Consider the following 20490-nt stretch of genomic DNA (forward strand, 5'->3'; position numbering starts at 1 on the left):
GTACGGTCCCGCCATTCGAGGGCACCCGGCTCGGCACCAGTAGTCGCATCACATATTGGAGTACGACTGGCATTGGACGGTTGACCCTCGCGGTGGCCAATGGCCTGGAGCGTTTGGGTGGATCGAGACATGGCAGCAACAGGTGGACGGTCTACTCTTCGACTCCGCGGTCCGCAGATCATCGGGCGGGACTCGGATCTGGCACGCATGATCGGCGCGTTGAGTGATTCCCGCGGCCTTGTGCTGGTGGAAGGCGAAGCGGGCATCGGCAAAAGCCGACTGGTCAAAGATGCCCTGGCATTGGACCAGCTCAAGGACAAAAAAGCACTCATCACGGTGTGCCCCCCGTTCGTCCAGCCAGCCACACTGGGACCGATCATCGAGTTGCTCCGACGTCTTCGTGACAGTGCGGCCGGGCTGCCTTTGAGCCCATTGGCCGGAGCTCTGCGGCCCTTTCTCCCGGAATGGGCCGCAGGGCTGCCGCCTGCCCCCGAGCCACTGAACGATCCGAGCGCCGTACGCCACCGCCTGATCCGTGCGGTGGCGGAGGTGCTCGACCTTATGGGCACGGAGGTTCTGGTTGTCGAGGACGTGCACTGGGCCGACGAAACGACCTTGGACCTCCTGCTCTTCCTCCTGGTCCAGACTCCCCACCCCCTCAGTCTCGTTCTGACCTACCGGCCTGAAGACATGCCGACCGCATCTCCTCTCTTGAGAATGTCCTCGCGCAGCTTCACCGGGACCGCGCGCGCCCATATCGCGCTGGCACCGCTGTCCGTCCCGCAGATCAGCACGTTCGTGTCGTCGATGCTCGGAGGCGGGCAAGTCGCGCCCGAGCTCGCGCACTCCTTGCACGAGTACACCGGCGGACTGCCACTGGCGATCGAGGAATGCGTCCAGCTGCTCCACGAGCGCGATGATCTGGTCAACTCGCACGGCGCCTGGGAACGCCGCCGGTCGGCTGGCATCGACGTGCCTCCCACCATCCGTGATGCCGTCACAGAACGTGTCATACGCCTCTCAAACCCGGCTCAAAAAGTCCTCCGGGCTGCCGCGGTACTGATGGTCGACTCCGATCCGGCAGTGCTTGCCGCGACAGCCGGACTCGATGACCTTCAGGCAAGGCCGGCGGTGCACGAAGCAGTACACAGCCGTCTCCTGGCGGAAGACCGGGCCGGCCGCATCGGCTTCCGGCATGTGCTGGCTGCCCGAGCCGTGTACGACCGGCTGTCCGCCACGGATCTGCGTCGGTTCCACCAACGAGCAGCATTGGCCCTGGAGACAGCCTCCCCCCTGCCGGCCGAACGCCTCGCGCACCACTTCAGAGAAGGACAGGAGAAGGCCAAATGGTTCCACTACGCTGAAGTGGCGGCAGATCTCGCACTGGCTACCGGAGCACACCAGAGCGCGACCGAACACCTGCACCAGATCCTCGGCGACCCGGAACTGCCTGCCCCAACCGTGGCCCGGCTCGCCGCAAAAATGCCGATGCTCGCCGGGTACGCCGGGCTCGATCAGCTGGTCGGCACCCTGCAGGACACCCTCTCCACTCAGTCCCTGACCGCTGCTGACCGTGCTGTCGTCCGCAGCCAGCTGGGCCGGATGCTCCTGCACGCAGGCGAACCCGGCGCCGCAGCAGAGGAGTTCGAACGTGCGCTACCCGACCTGGAGCACGACCCGGCAACAGCAGTGACCGCGATGGCTGTCTTGAGCCAGCCCCACACCTCGATGCTGACCGTCGCCGACCATCTGGTCTGGCTCGAGCGGGCAGACAAACTGGCCACGGCAAGTCCTCTATCCGAGGCTGAGCGCCTGTCCCATCTCGCCGACGGTGTTCTGGCGCGGCTTGCGCTGGGTGAGAACTCCGGCTGGGAACTCAGTGACCTGATGCCCACGAATGCCACGTCGCAGGCGGAGAAGCTGCATCAGACCCGCAATCTTCTCAACATCGGCAGCGCCGCCATCCAATGGGGACACCACGCCCGGGCGCGGGAAAGTCTTGAACAGGCTCTCGCCCTGGCCTCGCTCCACGGCTACGGCCGCATCGAGCGCATGGCACTGGGCACGATGCTGCGCCTCGACTGGGCAACCGGACACTGGGAGGGGCTCCAGGAGCAGGCAGGGACTCTGGCCGAGTTCCGTGACGAGCCGCTGGTCCGTCTGGAAGCGATGCTGGTCAGCGGATTGCACATGGCGGCTCGTGGTAGATGGGACGAGGCCGGGAGCGCACTGCGCAGGGTGCTCGAGGAGGGCGAGCGCCGCCGGATTATGGACATGTGCCTGGAGCCGGCCGCGGCGCTGGCCCGGCTGGCACTGGAGGAAGACCGGTCGTCTGAGGCTCTTGCGCTGACGGACAGCCCGATGCGTGTCGTGGAGGGCAAAAAGCTGTGGCTATGGGCATCGGCCATCGGGCCGGCTCGGGTGGACGCCCTGCTGGCGTCCGGCCAGGTCGACGAGGCGCGCCGCTTGACCGAGGCGTTCACCGACGGGTTGAAAACCTTGGACGCGCCAGGTCCGCACGCCGGACTCGCCCTGTGCCGGGCGGCACTGGCCGAGGGCTTGGGCCAGGTGATTGAGGCAGCCGAACTGTGGGGGTTGGCCGCCGATTCCTGCGCCAACACGTCGCAGCCCTACGACGCACTGCGGGCCCGTGAGCGCCGTGCCCGCGCCATATTGCGAGCGGGCTCCCGCCAATCTGGCCGATCCTTGTTGGCCGAGGTGCGAGAGGAGTACGCGCTTCTCGGAGCAGACGGTGATGCGCTCAGGCTCGATCGCATGCTGCGCGCCCTGGGGGGCCCGGGGCCAGGGCGGCGCGGGTACGGAACCGAGCTGTCGCCCAGGGAACTGGAGGTGCTGCGGCTCATGCTGGCCGGATTGACGACGCCGGAAATAGGCAGACGCCTGTTCCGGTCGCCCAAGACGGTCGCCGCTCAGCTGAATTCGGCGATGCGCAAGTACGGCACGACGTCGCGGACTGCGCTAGCGGTCCGTGCGACCCAGGCCGGAATTGAACCGGCCTCATTGTGACGACGCACTGGGGCGGTCCGGCAAAGGTGCCGGACCGCCCCAGTCGGTGTCGTTCAGCAGGATCTGGATCAGCAGTGGTGTTGGTGTCCGCAGCCAGCAGGCTGGCGGACGGTGAGAGTGACGGGCAGGTCCCCGGTCACGTAGGGGCTGTTCGTGGTGAATGTCAGCCCGCCGGTGACAGCAGCCTGTCCGTTACTGCCGGGTACCTTCTCCGGGGAGAACTCCAGGCGCAGGGTCGTGTGTTGACCAGGCGCGATGGTGATCAGCTTCTTGCTCTCCGCCAGCCAGGGCAGATCGGTCGGCTCGGTCCGGTTATGGCCGGGAATCAGTTCGGCCGAGTCGGTTCCTCCGCCAAGGACGTAGAAGCCGAGGGCACCTGCCGCCCAGGCTCGCGGTGTGCCCAAGTTAGGCAGCGGCGTCCAGCGGTCGGCGGCCGGGTCGTAGGCAAGCGCCTGGTTGGTGACGACCTGAGTACCGTCGGCGCTGTAGGTGACGCCGCCGGCGAGCAGCAACTTCCCGTCGGCCACCGTGCTTGCGGCGCCGAGGAGTCCACGGGGCAGATCGGCCTTGGCCGTCCACTTGTCGGTGGCCGGGTCGTAGGCAAAGACCTTCTGCTGGGGAAACGGCGTGCCTCCGCCCGCGCAGTACAGGACGCCGGCAGCGGTTCCGCAGGACAAGTCCTGCGCCGGTATTGGATAGTCGCCTGCCTGGGTCCAGGTGTCGGTGTCCGGGTCGTACACCTCAACGCGGCTGGTGAGCTCCTGCTGCGTGTCGATGCCGCTGACGATGTAGAGCTTCCCCTTCAGGACGGCGCTGCCGCTGCCGACGGTCGGGGCCGGGTTGTCGCTGGCAGTCGACCACGTGTCGGTGGCCGGGGTGTAGACCTGGGTCGTCGCGATGAACAGCGACGGGTCCATGAAGTTGAATCCGCCCGTGACGTACAGCTTGCCGCCGATGAAGGCGTGCGCGGCATCCGCGGTTCCCTTCAAAGGGGAAGCCTTGGCGGTCCAGGTGTCGGTGGACGGGTTGTAGGCGCCGAAGGAGTCGGAAGCAAAGCCCTGGCTGTTCAGGCCGAAGCCTGAGTAGACGCTGCCGCTCTTCGGGTCCGTCTCAGCAAGGTTGTACATCACGGCACCGGGCAGATCGGCGATGCTTCCCTGAGGTGAGGGCGACGATGCCGCATGCATCGGTGGCGTGGCGGCCAGGCGGCGGGCAGCCTTCGCGGAGAGGGGGCCCTTGGCCCTGAGTTTCCTGGCTGCTGCCAGCTGACTACGCAGGTCAGTTGACGGTGTAGGCAGGGTCTTGGGTATTGCGGTCACCTTTGGATGCGTCGTTGCCGCGTCGGTTTCACCCACGGCGACGGTGACGGGCGCCGAACCGGTGTTGGTCACCGTGATGTCCTGGTGCACGCTGTGTCCGGGGGCGGTGATGGCCGACACCGCAGCGGGCTTGACCGCCAGGCGGCCTACGGCAACGTCGATGTCGCCATCGATCAGGCGGTTCTTGGCGACGGAGATTCTCTTCGTGGTGTTCGTGTACGGGAACAGGGACGCTGTTAGCTTGACGGTGCCCGAGCCCGGAACGAAGGCAACGTAGTAGCCCTGGAGCTGCTTCCCACTGCCCAGGGGGCCGGAGTACGCCTTCTGCGAGGCGGCACCGCTCATGTCGAGGGTGACATCGTTGAGGGCTGCCTTGGTGTTGGCATCCCGGGTGACACCGACCACCAGGCCACCGGGAACGAGGCGCAGTTCCTTGGTGACCACCTGCAGGTTGTCGACGATCCAGCCCTGACCGACGGGGAAACCGTTCTGGTCCGCACTGTATTTCAGGCGGAACCGGACCGTCTGGCCACGCACGGAGTCAGGAAGGGGGGTCTCCCGGTGTGTGGGGCTGACGATACGTCCGACGTCGGTGAATACATTGGTCCAGGTAGCGCCGTTGTCGGCGCTGACGTCGATGGTCGCCCGTCCCAGCAGCTGCTGCTCGTCGAACGCCAGAACCTGCCGCCCGGTGTTGTTCACCTTGATCGCGGCGCTGGTCAAGGTGGATTCCGCCGGGGTGAGCGGGCTGCTGCTGATGGAGGCGTAACCGCCCTTGATCAGCGGGGTCCCGCCCAGGCCAGGATCGATGGGCGTGGTGTCGACGCTCCAGCCGGACCCCGCTGTCGTGTCCACATGCCAGCCATCGGGCAGGCCGGGGCCGTCGAAGCTCTGGCTGTAGTCGGTGCTGCGCAGCGTATAGCCGGGAGCGGCAACATCCTCCGCAGGCGCGGGGTCGGCGGTGAGGCGGACGTCACGGACGACAGGGCTGCTGCCCACGGTGATGTCAGCGTTCTGCGGGATGTAGCCGGCGTACTCGGACGCGACATGCAAGGTGTGAGCGCCGTTGCGGGGGACACTCACTGTGAAGCGGCCAGAACGCGGATCGGATTGGACCGCGCCGCTCGGAATGCCCTCATCAACGTCGATCGAGGCGTACAGCGGCCAGCCGTGCCCCGATCCGTCGGTGACGGTCCCCTTGACTGTCGTCATGGGAGCCGGCTTCAGCGCGAAGTCGCGAGTGACATGCTGGTCCTGCCCCACGACAACACCACTGACCGACATATGCAGATAGGCGTACTCGTCGGCAGATACATTGTAGGTGCCGGGAAGAACAGTCACATCGTACTGACCGCTGTTGTCCGTTCGTACGCTGAGACTGCCGATCGTCACCTTCGCGTTCTTGATGGCCTTATGCGTGTCGGCGTCGGTTACGGTTCCGGAGACCTCACCCCGCGCTGCGGCGGTGAAGGCCTTGAGACCGTCAGGAGTTCCCAGGCCAGTGGGCCCGTCGTACCCCTTCTGTGCGGAGCACAGGTATTCGGGCGTGCAGGCGCCGTCGGCGCCGGTGGTGACATCGTTGAGAGAGTCAGCGTTAGCGTAGGGATACGTATTCGGGTATTGCCCGGACACGGCCCGCCCGGCCAGGGAATACACGCCAGCGATGATCGGTGCCGATGCGCTGGTACCGCCGAACTGACCCCAGCCGCCGGGGACGGCACCGCCATAACTGTCGTACACGGCAACGCCCGTCACCGGGTCGGCCACGGCGGAAACATCAGCAACGGTGCGGTGCTCGCAGCCGGTGTCCTTCTGGAAGGCAGGCTTCTGCTGGTACTGCGAGCAGCCCGAGCCAGTGCCGCCGTGGCTGTTGAACCACACCGACTCGCTCCAGCCACGCGCGGTCGAGGAATCTTTGACGAGAGAAGTGCCGCCCACGGAGGTCACGGTCGGCAGGTTCGCCGGGCTCTGCACACCGTAGCCGGAATCTCCGGCTGAGACGGTGATCGGAACGCCAGGGTGGTCGTAGTGGCGAGCGATCTCGCCTTCCCTCGACGGGTCCTGTTCAGGAGCGCCATAGCTGTTGGACACCGCGGTCGCGCCCAAAGCTACGGCGCGATCCACACCGGCGCCAAGGTTGTCGAACGAGTTGGTGTCCGTCTCCACCAGCAAAATGTTGGCGTAGGGTGCGATCGCGGAGACCATGTCGAGATCGAGGGAGATCTCACCCGCCCACTCGGCATCGGGAACCGGGTAATTACCCTCTTCACCGGACTGGTTCACCTTCCGAAACTGACCCGGAGCCAACGCAGGAAGACCGAACTGCGCGCGATAGACCGCCAGATCCTCGGCAGCGTTGGGGTCGTCAAAGGCATCGACGATCGCAATGGTGGCGCCCTTGCCGCCGTTAGCGGGCAGGTTGTAGGCACTCAATAGATCGTCCGGAGTCAGGCCTCGGGGAGTGACAGCTGCGGTACGGGATCCCGACGAGGGCGGAGTCACCACCAGTTCCGACAAACACTGCGCATAGCCCGTGGACACAGGGGCGGAACACATCTTCAGGGTCCGTTCCGCCTGAGCACCGGAACCTGACGCTGCTGCAGCGCCGACTGCCGAGGCGTCGATCGTCATCAAGACCATCGTGCCAGTGACCGCCAGGGCACGGGCAAGCCGGCCCGTTTGCCGACGCCGTCCCGGACCACCACCCGGCGGGGATATCGCCTCCCCGGAGGCGAGACCATTCGAAGTTTCCTTCACAGCAACGTACTCCTCTGACATCAAGTGCAGGGCCACGCCCCGATGGGAGCAGTGCACCTGCGCTCAAGAAATGAACAAATGCCCCGTTGTCAGGCACACCTGCCACAAGGCGTCATCGGACCAGATTTCTCCGGTCGTCGCCTCGGATGAAACTCGCTGCGCTCACTGGTAGAAGCGGTGGCCTACCACACTCATCTGTCTCGGACTGCCACCGTTCGTTCGCTCTGAACGCGGAGGACTTTCAGCGCTGTTAACCCGGGTCTCCTCTTCTGGGCCTCTTCGCTGATCTACGCTCCAAGCAGACCGCGCGGGGCACACCCGCGACGGCCGCCCTTCGGTACACCATCGGATCCTTCAGTAGGCCGACAGTTCCTCAGGGCTCGCCCCGGGTGCTGGATGTCGTTGAAGGACGATTCTTCGTGATCGACGGTGCGTGAAACCATCGGGTGGATGACCTAAAAAATGCCACCTGCCGTGCCCTTGGCCTGCCAGTGGCTGGCGCCGTCGGCACGGAGTACTCACCAATCGTTCGGCTTCGAAGCACTTGAGGCGGTGTTGGACGGCATCGCCGGATCGTGCGCCTGCGGCCAAAGCAGCGCATGTCGGGATATTCATCCCACCCTGGCCAGCGCCACGGTGTCACGAACTTGTTCAAGCACCACACATGTCCTCGACACGAGCTGGCGTGTTGCAAGAACTGGCTGGCGGCGAAAGGGATGGACTCAAGGGATCGTTGCAACACGCGGTGAGTTGACCAAGCTGCAAGCAGCGGTGGCGGGGTGGTGTTGCGCTCTGGTGGCCGCTGGCTGAGCAACCAGCAAAAGTCATCGCCTGGCCGCGCCACTCGTCCCTGGTGGCCAGGCCAGGATGAAGCCTCATGAACGACGGATCGAGCTGGCCTGTGAACAAACTGAGCGCACTCCGCCTCGGCAGAAGGCTCGTTGCGGAAGTCCCAGCATCGCGGCCGGTCCGCCAGGCATTTATGGACGTCCACCCCAAGAAGAGCGATCCCGACGCCCAGGCACAGGGCGAGGGATGGGTTCGTAGCGACGCTGAACGCAGCTTTCGCCTTGAGCACTGGGAGTACGACCGCGAACGCATCGACGGCTTCCACTATGACATCGGAGCAGTCCTGATCGGGACCGCTGACGCCACGGACGAGTCTGAACTGATCACGGTGCTCAACGCATGGGGCGTCTGGCCTGGCCTCTTCGTCTACCCCTGGGAGAGCGAGGACCTCAAGTAATACGACGGAGAGGCCGTCAGCGCGTGCAGACGATCAACGGGCGTTGCCCAGCCGAGCGTCTTGCGAGGGCGGCTTTCAACTCGGCCGTTCCTGCATCAAGGTGCTCACGAGGACGGACCGAAAGGTCGGTGCCCTTGGGAAAGTATTGCCGCAGCAGCCCGTTGACGCTTCCATGTCAAGCGGCGAGCTGATGTTGGGCGATGTGGTGCTGCCAGGTAGCTCGATCTTGGGTCATGGCACGGTCTGCTGCAGCTTCTGCCCCTCCTGATCGGTCAGTCGGCGCACCTTCACAGGCTCAACCACCACACCTCCAGCGGTCGAAACGGACGTCATTGCCCATCCAGCCGTTCCAACCGCCGACCCGGCGAACCTTCCCGGTCAGAGCGCTAGCTAAATAGCGGGGGCGTTGTTCTTGTGCGCTCCAGGAATGAGCTGGCCGGTCAGGAGATGGGAGTCCAGCAGAGACACGTCGGCAATACGGTCGGCGCGGGCGTAGCCGGCGAGCATGCGTCTGGTCAGGACGAGTGCTTCCGGCGCACGGCGCAACAATGGCCCGGTCCAGGCGTTGACGGCACGGTCCAACTGGCTGAAGGGAACGACATGGTGGAGGATACCGAGCTGGTGGGCCGTGGCAGCGTCGAAGTCCGTGCAGGTGAGCATGAGCTCGCGGATCCTTGCGGCGCCTGCCTCGGCGACGAGGCGCCCCATGGCCCCGCCCCATGCCGGGGGGAGGCCAAGACCCACCTCGGGCATGCGGAAGCGGCAGCTGTCAGCTCCTACACGCAGGTCGCAATACGCCGCAAGTGCCAGGCCCGCGCCTATCACCTTGCCGTGCAGACGCGCGATAGTGACGGCGTGGGCGTTCTCGATGGCGTGACAGAGCCGTTGAGCCTTGTCACCGATGCGCCGCAGGACCGCTCCTGAGGGATCCATGGCCAAGGCGGCCTCGTACTCGGCGCGGTTTGCTCCCAGGCAGAAGTCCTCTCCGAGGGAGGAAAGAACAAGGACTCGGACGTCGGGCCGCTCGTGGAGACCATCGAGAAGGGCGAGCAGGCTGTCGAGGACCGCCACGCTCAGTGTGTCGTCCTGCCGGGCGGGGTTCAGGTGGACGCGGAGGATAGGCCCGTCCTGCTCGGTGTGTATCGCGTCCTGCAGGACGCGTGTCAGAGAGGTGGAGGAAGGATTCATGCGAGGGCGACATCCAGGTTCAACAGGCGCCTGAACGCCACCCGGGGTGCCATAACGGGCCGGCGCACCAGGGTGAGTCGCGGCAGGCGACGAACGAGTTGGCGGAGAAGGGTCTGGGCTTCCAGCCGGGCCAGCGGGGCGCCGAGGCAGTAGTGGAGGCCTCCGCTGAAAGCAAGATGGCCGGGCTTGCGATGGGGGTCGAAGCGATCGGGGTTAGCGTGCCTGGCGGGGTCACGGTGGGCCGCACCGATCATGAGGTGAACCATGTCGTCCGCGCGGACGTCAACACCGTCCAGGGTGCAGTCGTTCGCGGCGACCCGGCTGATGACATGCGAAGGCGGGTCGAATCGCAAGGATTCCTCCACGAACGCGGGCACCAGGTTGGGGCGGGTAATGAGGAGGTTCCAGTGATCGGGGTTCTCAATGAGTTGAAGCGTCACAGTGGACAGCAGAGTGGAGGTGGTCTCCAGAGCGGCCAGGAGAACGAACAGGGCCAGGAAGTAGACAGCTTCATCGGCCTTGTCCTGGTCGGGTTCCATGGCATCCCAAGCGGTGATCCACCGTGATACAGGATCTTCACGCAGATGCCTTCGACGCTCGCGAACCAGTTCTACAAAATAGTTACGCAGTTCGACCATGGCCAGGTCGGAGCGCGCCAACTGGCTTGCGCTGGGCAATAGCTCCTGGGTGAAGACCTGCTCGTGCGTCAGTTCACGCAGCCTGGGCCAGTCTGCAGGCGGCAGGGCAAGCCAGTCCCCCACAGTCGCGACAGGCAGTTCTTCGCTGATCAGGGCGGCGAAGTCCACCTCTCCTTCATGCACTTGACGGGTCAGGGAGATGAGGAGAGTTTCGACAATCCGCTCGACTCTCTGTCCGATCTGCTGAACGGTGCTGCGGTCGAAACCCCCGGCGGCTCTGCGGACACGCGTGTGTTCTGGAGGGTTGAGGGCGGGCAGAGTCCTGCTGATCTCACGGGCGGAGGGAGCGCTCCAACGGGTCCGCAGACCCTGTTTCTCCCGCCATCGGGTGTCCGGCTCCAGCCACTTGTTGCTGCGCAGGATGCGGTCGCAGAGATCGTAGTGGGTCACGAGGAAACCGCCCCAGGGGGCGGGAACGACTCCCCCACGCGACCGGAGCTCCGTGTAGATCGGGAAGGGATCTTTTTGCCCCTCCGCCGTGCGCAGGCGAGAGAACAGCGAGACGGCGGTTCGGCGGTCGGTGGTCGCGGTGATGATGTGGCCTGTGATGACGGCTCCTTTCTCTGAGCAACAGCCGTCATCCGTACCCTTTGAGTGGTTGAACCATCCAATACATCACTGTCCTCGTGACGTTACCTACATCACTCGCCCCTGGTCCAGGCCAGGAAGCGGCTGAACAGCCCGCCCTTGGACTGGGACCGCGGCACCGTGTGCGGGATCCGGGGGACGGTGGTGGAGGGAACATGGGCGACGGGAGCCGTCGCAGTATCTGCCGGAGCTCCGGCCGGCTTCACCGCACGCGGGGTGAACCGCGCCGGGGCGGCAACCAGGGATCGGCTCCACGGTGCTGGCACCCAGGCGAGATCTTTGAAAGCGACGCGCATCTCAATGTCGGGCAGCCGGTTGAGCAGAGATTCGACGGCACTCACCGCGATCATGAACGCTGGGTCCTTGGCCGGACATGCGTGCGGCCCGGCACCGAAGGCCAGATGCGCCTTGGAGCTGAGCTGTTCACGATGCTCGGTGAGTCTGGGGTCGGTGTTGGCCGCAGCGAACGAGATCAACACCGGGTTGTTGGCGCGCAGGATCCTTCCGCCGAGCTCGACGTCCTGGGTCGGATAGTGGGCGGCGTAGTTGGCGATCGGCGCATAGTTCCACAGCGTCTGCAGGACGGCGTCCTCCACCGGCAGAGCAGCCGGCCACTGCTCGTCGAGGTACAACGCGGTACTGGTGCCAATGGCTGCCGCGAGAGGAGCGGTGCCCCCGGACAGCAAAGTCACCAACTGATGCAGTACCTCCTCGTCACTCAGCTTCGCGGAATGCTGCATCAAGCGCGTCGTCAGATCCTCGCCCGGACTCTCGTGCTTCAAAGCGATGAGCTCCGCGAGAGCCCCTCCGAGCGTGACATCGGCGCCCGGAGTGCCAGCGAAGATACCGCTGATGCCGGTGATGACACGGTCACCTATCTCTGGCGGACAGCCGAACAAATCGCTGAAGACCAGTAGGGGAAGAGGCTGAGCGTAGTCAGCCATCAGCTCCGCCTGACCTCGCGCGTCGGAACTGAAACGACTGATCAGGTAGTCGGCCGACTGCTGGGTCTGCCGTACCAGCTGCAGTTCGTCGACGGTCGCGAGACTGTCAGTGACTGCCTGTCTCAGGCGGGCGTGGGCGGCGCCGTCGCTGAACAGGGCATTGGGGCGGTATCCCATCATCGGGAGAGCCGGGCTGTCCTCCGGCACTCGGCCCTCGTTCAGAGCGTTCCAGCGTCTGGCGTCCCGTACGAACGTCACCGGGTTCTGCAGGATATGCAGGCCGGTGTCGTAGCTTGTGACCAGTTCGACCTCGACGCCCGGCGCGATGTCGACCGGGGCGCTTGGACCTTGGGCGCGCAGGTATGCGTAGTGGCTCTCGGGTTCGGCGCCGAACTCGGGCCCGTACAGCTTGACGTTTTGGTGAGCGGGGCAGCCTGCCGATGTTTCGGCGGTGTCGAAGTGGTGCTGCATACGGTGACTCCTAGCCGAGGGTGGTCATGAGGTGCTGCACGAGGGTGATGAGAGCCTGCGCCGAGGACTGCTGATCGCGCACGTCACAGTGCACGACGGGAGTCTCGGCAGCCAGGTTCAGTGCGTCGCGCACCTCGTCGAGGGGGTAGTCGGTCGTTCCGTCGAAGCGGTTGACGCCGATCGCGTATGTCAGCCCGAAGCGCTCGACCAAGTCCAGGATGGAAAAACTTTCCTGGAGCCGTTCGGGGTCGACCAGGACCAGCGCCCCCAAAGCCCCTCGGGACAAGCCCTCCCACATCTCCTTGAACCGTTCCTGACCCGGAGTCCCGAAGAGGTACAGGACCAGTGTGTCGCTGAGCGTCAGTCGGCCGAAGTCCATGGCCACCGTTGTGGTCACTTTGTCGGGAGTCTGCGAGAGGTCATCGAAGCCCTCGCTGGCCTCGGTGATCTCCTCCTCGGTCTGCAGCGGCTCTATTTCGGAGATGCTGCCGATGCACGTGGTCTTACCCACTCCGAAGTGCCCCACTATGAGGATCTTCACTGCATGGGAGACGTCTGGCTCCAGATACACGCGTTACGCTCCGAATCGGGTCTTTAGGCCATCGAGCACCGCGCTGAGCAGGGCTCGGTCGGGACGTACAGCGCTCGGAACCGGGTTCCTGACAACCAGCAGGCCACTCTCCTGCATCTGTGCCAGGAGGATGCGGACGACTCCCAGGGGCAGATGTGTATGACCCGCTACCTCCGCCACGGAAAGAAATCCGTCAACGACCAGGTCCATGACAGCGCGGGCCTCTGGCCCTAGGGAGCGTGCGGCGTGTACTCCCTCTTGCGCGGTCACCAAAGTGGTGTGCGAGAACTCGTGCGGCGGGGGCAGCGCACGTCCCTGCGTGATCACGAACAGAGGAACTAAGTCGCCCGCGAGCTCCAGGCCACGATCTGCATCGTCACGCATCTCGAGCTCCCTGTCCTTGAGCGGCCCCACCGGGAACCAGCAACGGCACCACGTCGTGCAGACGTGTGGTGAACTCCTCAATGTCACAGTCGTGCTCGGCAGCCGCAGCCAGCAAGGCATCCTCCCCAGCAGCGATCAGGAAGATCCACCCGTGCTGGAACTCGATGACTGTCTGCCGCCAGTCGGTCTGCTCCGAAGAGCCCATGAACCGCGAAGTGGCCCTGCTATAGGCGTGAATACCCGTCATCGCGGCGGAGATCGTGTCCGCCAGGTCCCTGCCGATGCCAGTGCTTCCCCCGCGCGGCAGGCCCTCAGCACCCAGCAGGAGGGCGTGCCGGGCGCCAGGCACCTCGGCGATCACCCGGTCCAGGTCGTCGAGGACGAACCCCCGTCCGCCCAAAACCTGCTGACGGCCGGCGTCGGCTCCCGGATTCGCGGCACCCTGGGGAGAAGTGACCCGAGGAGGTGAGGCGAGGTTTTCGCCCAGCCGCGCGACGAGCCGGTGCATGCGGAAGGAGATCTGCTGCATGTCCACGTCGGGCTCGGCGGCAGCGGCCAGGTATGCCCCCTGTCCGGCGCCGACGAGGAAGACCCATCCCTGCGCGAACTCAATGATCGTCTGATTCCACTGCCGATCCTCGACGGTCCCCGCGAAGTGAGCCGTGGCTCGACTCAGGGACTGCATCCCGGCCATGGCCACAGAGATCGTGCGCGCGCTGCGGTCGGTGAGGCCATCCGTGGCCCCACGGGGGATGCCGTCGGCGGACAGCAGTACGGCATGCAAAGCCTTGGGTACGTTCTCGACAATATCCGTCAGCATCCACGACAGGTCTGTACTCATGCGTCTTCGGTACCTTCAGGCGAGGGGGCGTCGAGGTTTCGCCCGGAGCGGGTTCCTCGTTGCAGTGCGCCCAGGCTGCTGCCAGAGGAGTGCCTCACCGACCGTGAAGCCGTCGACGCGCCGGGGCTGCCGGCATTGTCGGCAGTGTTGGGAATGCTGGCGATCGGCGCCTGGCGCGAGGCACGCCTGGGCAGGCCGTGAGTGGTGCGCGAGGCAGCACGAGGCTGGCTGTCGGCGCGGTGAATGCTGATGGGTGCGTCGTTCTCCTCAGAGACCGGCGGTGTTTCCTCCACGGTCCACAGCTCCTTGGGCAGCAGGACGACAGCACGCACCCCGCCGTAGCGGGAGACCCCGGTGACGTCCACCCGGAACCCGTACTGGCGGGCAATCAGCCCGATGACCGGGAAGCCGAACTTGGGCTGGTTACCCAGCCGCGACAACTGCAGAACCGCATCACCGGTCAGCAGCGCGGCAGCTTTCTGACGGTCCTCGTCGTTCATGCCGACACCCGCGTCATCGATGATGATGCACAGGTTGCTCTGCACCCGCCGGAAAGTGACCTCGATGGGCGCGTCGTGCTGGGAGAAGCTGGCGGCATTGTCGAGCAACTCGGCGACCGCCAATGCGACGGGCGCGACCGCGGTCGCCTTCAGGGCGACGCCACTCTGCTCCATGATCTCGATCCGCTGAAAGTTACGGATCTGTCCCTGGGCGCTACGCACAACGTCGTAGGCACTGGCGGGCTTGTTGCGGCGGCCCAGCGGCGCGCCGCACATGACAGCGATGCCCTGCGCCTTGCGCGCCATCTGCGCATTGGCGTGCTGCACTTCAAGCAGGTCCGACAGGACCGAGTGACCCCCGTACTTGCGCTGAATCTCGTCCAGGAGGGACGTCTGCTCTGCCGCGAGGCTCTGAAGAAACCGGGCGGCGCCCTTCAGAACGGCCTTTGTGCTCTCCTCCGACCTGTGCTCTGCCTCGCTGATGACGACGTCCTGACCTCGCTGGAACCGCTCCAATTCGGCACGTGAAGCGTTCAGTTGTTGCTGAAGGAAGTCCAGCTTCTCCGTTAGAGCGGCCTCGGAGCGGCGTCTGTTCCCTCCCAGGGCCCTGTTGCGGACGGCAAGTGCGACGACCGCAGCGACGGCTGTCACCGCAACCGCAACCAAGCACCACATCAGTACGTCTTGACTCATGGAAACCCTTCTCGGCGCGCACCTGCGAAAGGCCACGGGCCACCAACCGCGAATCGCGAACCCAGCCACTCAGCACAGCGTGGCCGCCGCCTCATGGTGTGCATGCCGGCTGAAGGCCGCCCACCAAAAAATGTGGATCAAGGTCGCGGACGCCCGGAATGGTACCACCGCCCAACTGGGCAAAAACCTCTCCGGCCACTACGTCGAGGCGAGTAACACAGCATCAACACAAGTCAGTTGACATGCCATTCGATACAGGCATCGCATGGCCGGTGACAGGCTGTTCCTGGATCGAAACGAGGGTGAAGCGGCTAGAGGACAGCGGACCCGAAGCCCTACCTGGCACCAGGCACGACGTCATACGGGCTGCTGGCCGCCGAGCGAGGTGCCTCGGTAAGGTCCAGGGGTATGCAGAACACGGCTTGCGAAAGCGGGAGCCACGCTGTCGGACTTGTCGCGTTCGAGTACCTTCCCAACGACTCGGATTCACAGCAAAAAGGGACGCGCCTTGCACCGGAGCTGCTGCTGCCAGGTTTGCTGCAGCTGCGGCCAGAACATCTGCAGAGCGACCGGACGGCCCCTCTGTAGGCGTCATCACCGTGCCGCTGACCACCGTCTGAGCGAATGAAACCGGGCACATGGGGCCAACACCGGATCTTTCTGTTCGCCGCGTCGCGGCCAGCCTCACGAGCAGCCACCTGCCGGGCAGTCTGCTGGCGAGAGATGAGACGCGGTCTCATAGCCTGCCCCAGCGCTGGGGCAGGCTGGGCCAAGGACGACGCCAGGTCTCGGCTGGTCCCTGCCTCTCATGTTTGTCCCGGTGAGGCATCGGCGTCCGGCGCCGAGCGGAGTCGTGGGTCGGACTTGTCAGCCGAATGTTCCGCAGTGATCGCGTCGAGGTCTGTCCACACCGCCTCGTGGAGGTCGGTGGTAGCCCATTGCACCGCCGAGGTGACCTCGGCGGGAGTCCGGAAACCCGTGACCAGGCTGCTGACGCCATCATCGCGCAACGGGAAGCGGATCGCCGCGTGTGGCAGCGTAGTGCCATGCCAGGCGCAGACCTTCGCCAGCGATCGCGCCCGCCCCAGCAGAGGCGCCGGTGCCGGGCCGTAGTCGAATACGGCGTCGTCGGGCGGGGTCGGGTGACTGAGAAGGCCGGAGTTGAAGGGGGCCGCGGCCACGACCGAGACTCCTCGCCGAGCGCAGATATCCAGCAAGGGGCGGGCCGTCCGATCGATCAGGGTCCAACGTCCGGCGATCATCACGATGTCCACATCCGCTTCGTTGACGATCCGCTGCAAGGGGGCGACTGTGTTCATGCCGACGCCCACTGCGCCGATGAATCCTTGGTCACGCAGGTCGGTCAGCGCAGGCAGGGATTCGCCGATGGCCGTCTCGAGGTGATCGTCGGGATCGTGGACGTAGACGATGTCGAGGCGGTCGAGTTGCAGTCGTTGCAGGCTGGCTTCCAGGCTGCGCAAAATGCCGGAACGTGAGTAGTCGGGACGTCTGAGCAGTGTGTCGGGCACGGCGAAGCCGCCCGCTGCCAGATCTGATCCCGTGGGAGAAGGGTGCGGTTCCAACAGCCTGCCGACTTTGGTGGAGACGGTGAAGTGGTCTCTGGGGTGCTGTGCGAGGAAGGCACCGAGGCGGCGTTCGGAGAGTCCGAGTCCGTAGTGCGGGGCGGTGTCGTAGTAGCGCAATCCCGCCTCCCAGGCTGTCTCGAGAGTGGCGTTGGACTGGCGGTCGTCGACCTCGCTGTACAGGTTGCCGATCGGGGCTGCGCCGAACCCGAGGGTGGTGACCGAGATGCCGGTTGCGCCGAGTGTGTGGGTTCTCATCGTGTGATCCCGTACCAGTGGGCTGCGGTAGTACCGAAGACAGCGTCCCGCTCCGTTGTGCTGAGGTCCTCGGTGAGGGCTTGGGCGATGGAGACGACTTCGTCGTAGTCGGCGGCGAGCAGGCAGACCGGCCAGTCTGAGCCGAACATGACGCGGCCCGCGCCGACTGTGGTCAGAAGTACGTCGGCGAAGGGACGCAAGGCGTCGGCACTCGCATGCGGACTGCGGGTGACGAGGCCAGACAGTTTGACGGCGGTGTTGGGGCAGGCGGCCAGGGCGGTCATCGTCGCGGACCAGGTGGCAAGGCCTTCGGCGGAGACGATGGGATTTCCTGCATGGTCGAGCACAAATTTGACGTCCGGCATCTCTCGTACGAGCTGGACCGCGTGCGGCAGTTGGTCGGGCCGTACGAGGAGATCGTAGGTCAGCCCTGCGGCACCGATCGCGGCGATGCCGCGGCGGACGTCGGGGCGCTCCAGCCAGGCCGGGCCGTTTTCGTCCTGGACGCCGTGGCGGAGGCCGACGAGAGCCGACCCTCCAGGCAGTTGCTGCAATTCGGCCAAACGGTCGGCGATGGCCGGATCGGTCAACTGGGTCCATCCCACCACGGCTCTGGCGTGTGGATCCTCAATCGCCAGCGCCAGCAGTTCCGGTGTCTCCTCGGGTACTGCGATCGTCTGGACAACGACTGTGGCGTCAATGGCATGGAGTTCAAGGGAAGGCCTCAGTTCGGACATGCTGAAGGTCCGACGCAGGCGTGGCGCCTCCCGGGTCCATGGCTGATCGCGATGGGCGAGATCCCACAGATGGTGATGGGCGTCGATACGCACGGTGCGTTCCTCAGGTCTCGCAGGTGTCGGACGTCCGCGGGCTGGCAGTTCGCGGCCCTTTTGTCATCGGGTGGTGGCAGACGGAGGATGCCTGGCTGCCGGCGGTCGCAGTCTCAGTCGAGATGGAAGATCTCTTGGGCAGGGGCCCAGCGGTCAGGGGCGTCGGCGGAGTCCAGCGGCCGCCGACAGCGGTCAGTGAGCTGCCACCATCGGTGTGGGACCAGGTCGGCCGCGATTGCCGCGGTATCAGCGTCGTAGTCGGATCCGGTCTATTCCAGGTAGCTGAACAGCAGTCCGTCGTGCAGGATGCTGGAGTAGTTGCGGATGTGGGCGCAGTGAAGCGCTGCCGGTACTTGAGGCCACGCGACGGCGTGCAGATTGCGGTACTCGGCTTCCTCCTCGGGCAGCAGCTGGTTGATGGCGGCGTGGCGTTGCATGGGTCAGTCTCTGGTTCGAAGGCGCAGTCCGTGCATGCCGCCGTCGACGGCGAGCGCGGTTCCGGTGGTGGAGCCGGCCGAGGGTGAGGCCAGGTAGGCAATCGCCGCGGCTATCTCGTCTGCGGTAACGAGGCGGCCGTGGGGTTGGCGGGCGGTCAGTGCGGCGCGCTCGGCGACAGGATCCGCGGCCTGGTCGAGGAGCCTGGTGACCCAGGGCGTGTCCGTGGTGCCGGGGGTGACGGCATTGACCCGGATTTTCTGCGGCAGCAGGTCGGCGGCCATCGCCCGGGTCAGGGACAGGACCGCGCCTTTGCTGGCGGAGTACAAGGCTCGCTGCGGCAGGCCGGCCGTCGCCGCGATCGAGCTGACGTTGACAATGGCGGCCTGCTGGGAAGCGCGCAGGGCCGGCAGTGCGGCACGGGTGACGCGCACAAGCCCCAGAACATTGATGTCGAGTACCCGCTGCCACTCGTCGTCGGGGTTGTCCTCGATACCGCCCTGGACACCGACACCCGCGTTATTGATCAGGATGTCGAGCTGTCCGAGGCGGGTGACCGCCTGCCGGACGCCGGTCGTTACTGAGGCATCGTCAGCGATATCGGCCCGGACGCAGAAAAGTTTCTCCTCATACACCATCGGAACTCGGTCAAGCACTGCGACCTGGGCTCCCTGTGTGACGAGCAGCTGGGCGGCGGCAAGGCCTATGCCGGAGGCACCGCCGGTGACCAGTGCGCATAGACCATCGAACACACCCGCCACGTCAGGCCTTCTCGCAAAACGAGTGCGGCAGAGCTCCGGTGCGGGCGGTTCGGTGCCCTTGGGGGCCAGGACTTGCTGCATCGTGCCGGTCCTGTGTCATGGCGATTCTCCCCGCTCGTAGTCCGAAGATCCCAGGCTCGCGACAGCGGCAGGCGCATACCCCGAGGCATGTTTCTGAGAGTTGATACGCCTACGTCCGGGCCGACTGCCACCGGGCGTGGTGTCGGCTGCATGTCGCTAACTGCCACGCAGCATGAATCTGCTTCATCCAGCAGCGAGGACCATAAGTCTCCGATTCATTCCGTGCAATACCCCTTACTAGAAGGCGACTTGCCCGGCTTGAACTGCCTTTAGGGGCAAGGTTCTGGCTCCGATCTCTCCGACTCTTCTCAACCCTGAACCCCGGTGCCATAGTTGCCGCGCCGATGTACCGGACTCGAACGACCGCACAAGGAGGTGCGCCGTGACCGGAGCACACGTGCCTGCCAGCGACGGCACGCCCCCTCCCTACCGTCCTGGCTACGAGGTGGTCGCCGAACAACTACTGGAATACATCGCCCGCGAGGAGCTGCGGCCGGGAGACCGCCTTCCTACCGAGCAGGGACTTGCCCAGATCCTCGGCGCATCCCGGAACGTCACCCGCGAGGCAGTGAAAGTCTTGGCCGCCATCGGGCGCCTGAGTGTCAGGCGGGGCGCCGGCATCTTCGTCGGGACCCCCACCGGCGGACTGCTGGACGACGAGCTGTCCCGCTTCCGCCCGACCAGCATGGAGGACGTGCTCATGCTGCTCGACTACCGCACGGTCATCGAGTCGGAGACCGCCCGGCGTGCCGCGTCATTTGCCACACCCATCGAGGTGCGGACGATGCGGGAGAAGGCCGAACAGTCACTGGCCGCCGCAATCGGAAACGACGTGGAGGCTTTCGCCCGGGCGGACACGGCCTTCCACGACGCGGTAGGGGCGGCCTCCCACAACGTTTTCCTGAGGTCCAGCGTGGCTGGCGTGCGGCGCCTGGCCTCCCAGTCCGACGCGCTGCTCTTCAATGGTGACGTGCCCGGTTCGCTGGAAGTCGCCGGACATCAGCACGTGGCGATAGCGGATGCCGTCGCTTCCGGAGCTCCCGAACGCGCCGAGCAACTGATGGCAAAACACATTGCCACAACCCAGGCCCAGTTCGAACGGAAGATCCGAGACCGTCTCTTCAGCCTCGGCGACCTGACCACCCTTCAGACACGAACGCACCAAGCGAACGGCACCCTGTCTGCCTCGCTGGCCCCGGAGACATCGGCCTCGTAAACACGCCAGTCCCTGGATCGACCTCTGTATGAGGCGGCATAAGCGTCACGCCGCTTCACGCTTTGACGAACCCCGGTGGACGACCAGGGCTCGCACACC

Annotated in this window: 14 protein-coding genes and 2 pseudogenes; 3 read left to right on the top strand and 13 right to left on the bottom strand. The window is 65.4% G+C overall.

Going from position 1 to position 20490, the window contains the following annotated elements; genetic code table 11:
• Nucleotides 1-129 precede the first annotated feature (129 nt).
• Nucleotides 130-3027, top strand: coding sequence for a helix-turn-helix transcriptional regulator (locus ACICHK_RS41945; protein WP_406841573.1), 2898 nt, complete (start codon nt 130-132; stop codon nt 3025-3027).
• Between the two features lie 68 nt (nt 3028-3095).
• Here the strand turns inward: ACICHK_RS41945 and ACICHK_RS41950 are convergent, their stop codons facing one another.
• A complete protein-coding gene (locus ACICHK_RS41950; RefSeq protein WP_406841574.1) occupies nt 3096-6977 on the bottom strand; it encodes a kelch repeat-containing protein in 3882 nt (1293 codons plus the stop codon).
• 1003 nt (nt 6978-7980) lie between these two features.
• On the opposite strand from ACICHK_RS41950, the gene ACICHK_RS41955 reads away from it, so the two are divergent.
• Nucleotides 7981-8349, top strand: coding sequence for a hypothetical protein (locus ACICHK_RS41955; protein ID WP_406841575.1), 369 nt, complete (start codon nt 7981-7983; stop codon nt 8347-8349).
• Here the strand turns inward: ACICHK_RS41955 and ACICHK_RS41960 are convergent.
• The 12 genes and pseudogenes from ACICHK_RS41960 to ACICHK_RS42015 form a co-directional block, all read right to left on the bottom strand.
• A pseudogene (locus ACICHK_RS41960) lies at nt 8319-8518 on the bottom strand (hypothetical protein); the annotation flags it as partial. The gene ACICHK_RS41955 and the pseudogene ACICHK_RS41960 overlap by 31 nt on opposite strands.
• Nucleotides 8519-8739: 221 nt before the next feature.
• Nucleotides 8740-9537 carry an enoyl-CoA hydratase/isomerase family protein gene (locus ACICHK_RS41965; protein ID WP_406841576.1) on the bottom strand — a complete coding sequence of 266 codons (798 nt, stop codon included), beginning with the start codon at nt 9535-9537 and terminating at the stop codon, nt 8740-8742.
• Entirely contained in the window at nt 9534-10772 is a 1239-nt protein-coding gene (locus ACICHK_RS41970) for a cytochrome P450 (RefSeq protein WP_406841910.1), read from the bottom strand. The genes ACICHK_RS41965 and ACICHK_RS41970 overlap by 4 nt, the downstream gene beginning before the upstream one ends.
• 104 nt (nt 10773-10876) lie before the next feature.
• On the bottom strand, nt 10877-12238 hold the full coding sequence (locus ACICHK_RS41975; RefSeq protein WP_406841577.1) for a cytochrome P450: 1362 nt from the start codon (nt 12236-12238) through the stop codon (nt 10877-10879).
• Nucleotides 12239-12248: 10 nt separating this feature from the next.
• Complete coding sequence (locus tag ACICHK_RS41980; protein ID WP_406841578.1) at nt 12249-12809, bottom strand: GTP-binding protein; 561 nt, start codon at nt 12807-12809, stop codon at nt 12249-12251.
• A gap of 3 nt (nt 12810-12812) precedes the next feature.
• Nucleotides 12813-13193, bottom strand: a complete 381-nt coding sequence (locus ACICHK_RS41985; protein ID WP_406841579.1) for a DUF742 domain-containing protein — start codon at nt 13191-13193, stop codon at nt 12813-12815.
• Nucleotides 13186-14034: a roadblock/LC7 domain-containing protein gene (locus ACICHK_RS41990; protein ID WP_406841580.1), complete on the bottom strand. Its 849-nt coding sequence runs from the start codon at nt 14032-14034 to the stop codon at nt 13186-13188. The genes ACICHK_RS41985 and ACICHK_RS41990 overlap by 8 nt, the downstream gene beginning before the upstream one ends.
• Nucleotides 14031-15227, bottom strand: a complete 1197-nt coding sequence (locus tag ACICHK_RS41995) for an ATP-binding protein (protein ID WP_406841581.1) — start codon at nt 15225-15227, stop codon at nt 14031-14033. Before ACICHK_RS41995 ends, ACICHK_RS41990 begins: the two co-directional genes overlap by 4 nt.
• 806 nt (nt 15228-16033) lie before the next feature.
• Complete coding sequence (locus tag ACICHK_RS42000) at nt 16034-17068, bottom strand: aldo/keto reductase (protein WP_406841582.1); 1035 nt, start codon at nt 17066-17068, stop codon at nt 16034-16036.
• Complete coding sequence (locus tag ACICHK_RS42005; protein ID WP_406841583.1) at nt 17065-17898, bottom strand: amidohydrolase family protein; 834 nt, start codon at nt 17896-17898, stop codon at nt 17065-17067. Before ACICHK_RS42005 ends, ACICHK_RS42000 begins: the two co-directional genes overlap by 4 nt.
• Nucleotides 17899-18011: 113 nt before the next feature.
• Nucleotides 18012-18335: pseudogene (locus tag ACICHK_RS42010) on the bottom strand (L-rhamnose mutarotase).
• 3 nt (nt 18336-18338) lie between these two features.
• The gene (locus ACICHK_RS42015) at nt 18339-19175 is read right to left on the bottom strand and encodes an SDR family NAD(P)-dependent oxidoreductase (RefSeq protein WP_406841584.1); all 837 of its coding nucleotides are present in this window, start codon (nt 19173-19175) and stop codon (nt 18339-18341) included.
• A 382-nt stretch (nt 19176-19557) separates the two neighbouring features.
• Between ACICHK_RS42015 and ACICHK_RS42020 the strand changes: the two genes are divergently transcribed.
• Complete coding sequence (locus tag ACICHK_RS42020; protein WP_406841585.1) at nt 19558-20391, top strand: FadR/GntR family transcriptional regulator; 834 nt, start codon at nt 19558-19560, stop codon at nt 20389-20391.
• The last annotated feature ends 99 nt before the right edge of the window (nt 20392-20490 follow it).

This window comes from Streptomyces sp. AHU1 (assembly GCF_045343905.1).
GTDB lineage: Bacteria > Actinomycetota > Actinomycetes > Streptomycetales > Streptomycetaceae > Streptomyces > Streptomyces triticiradicis.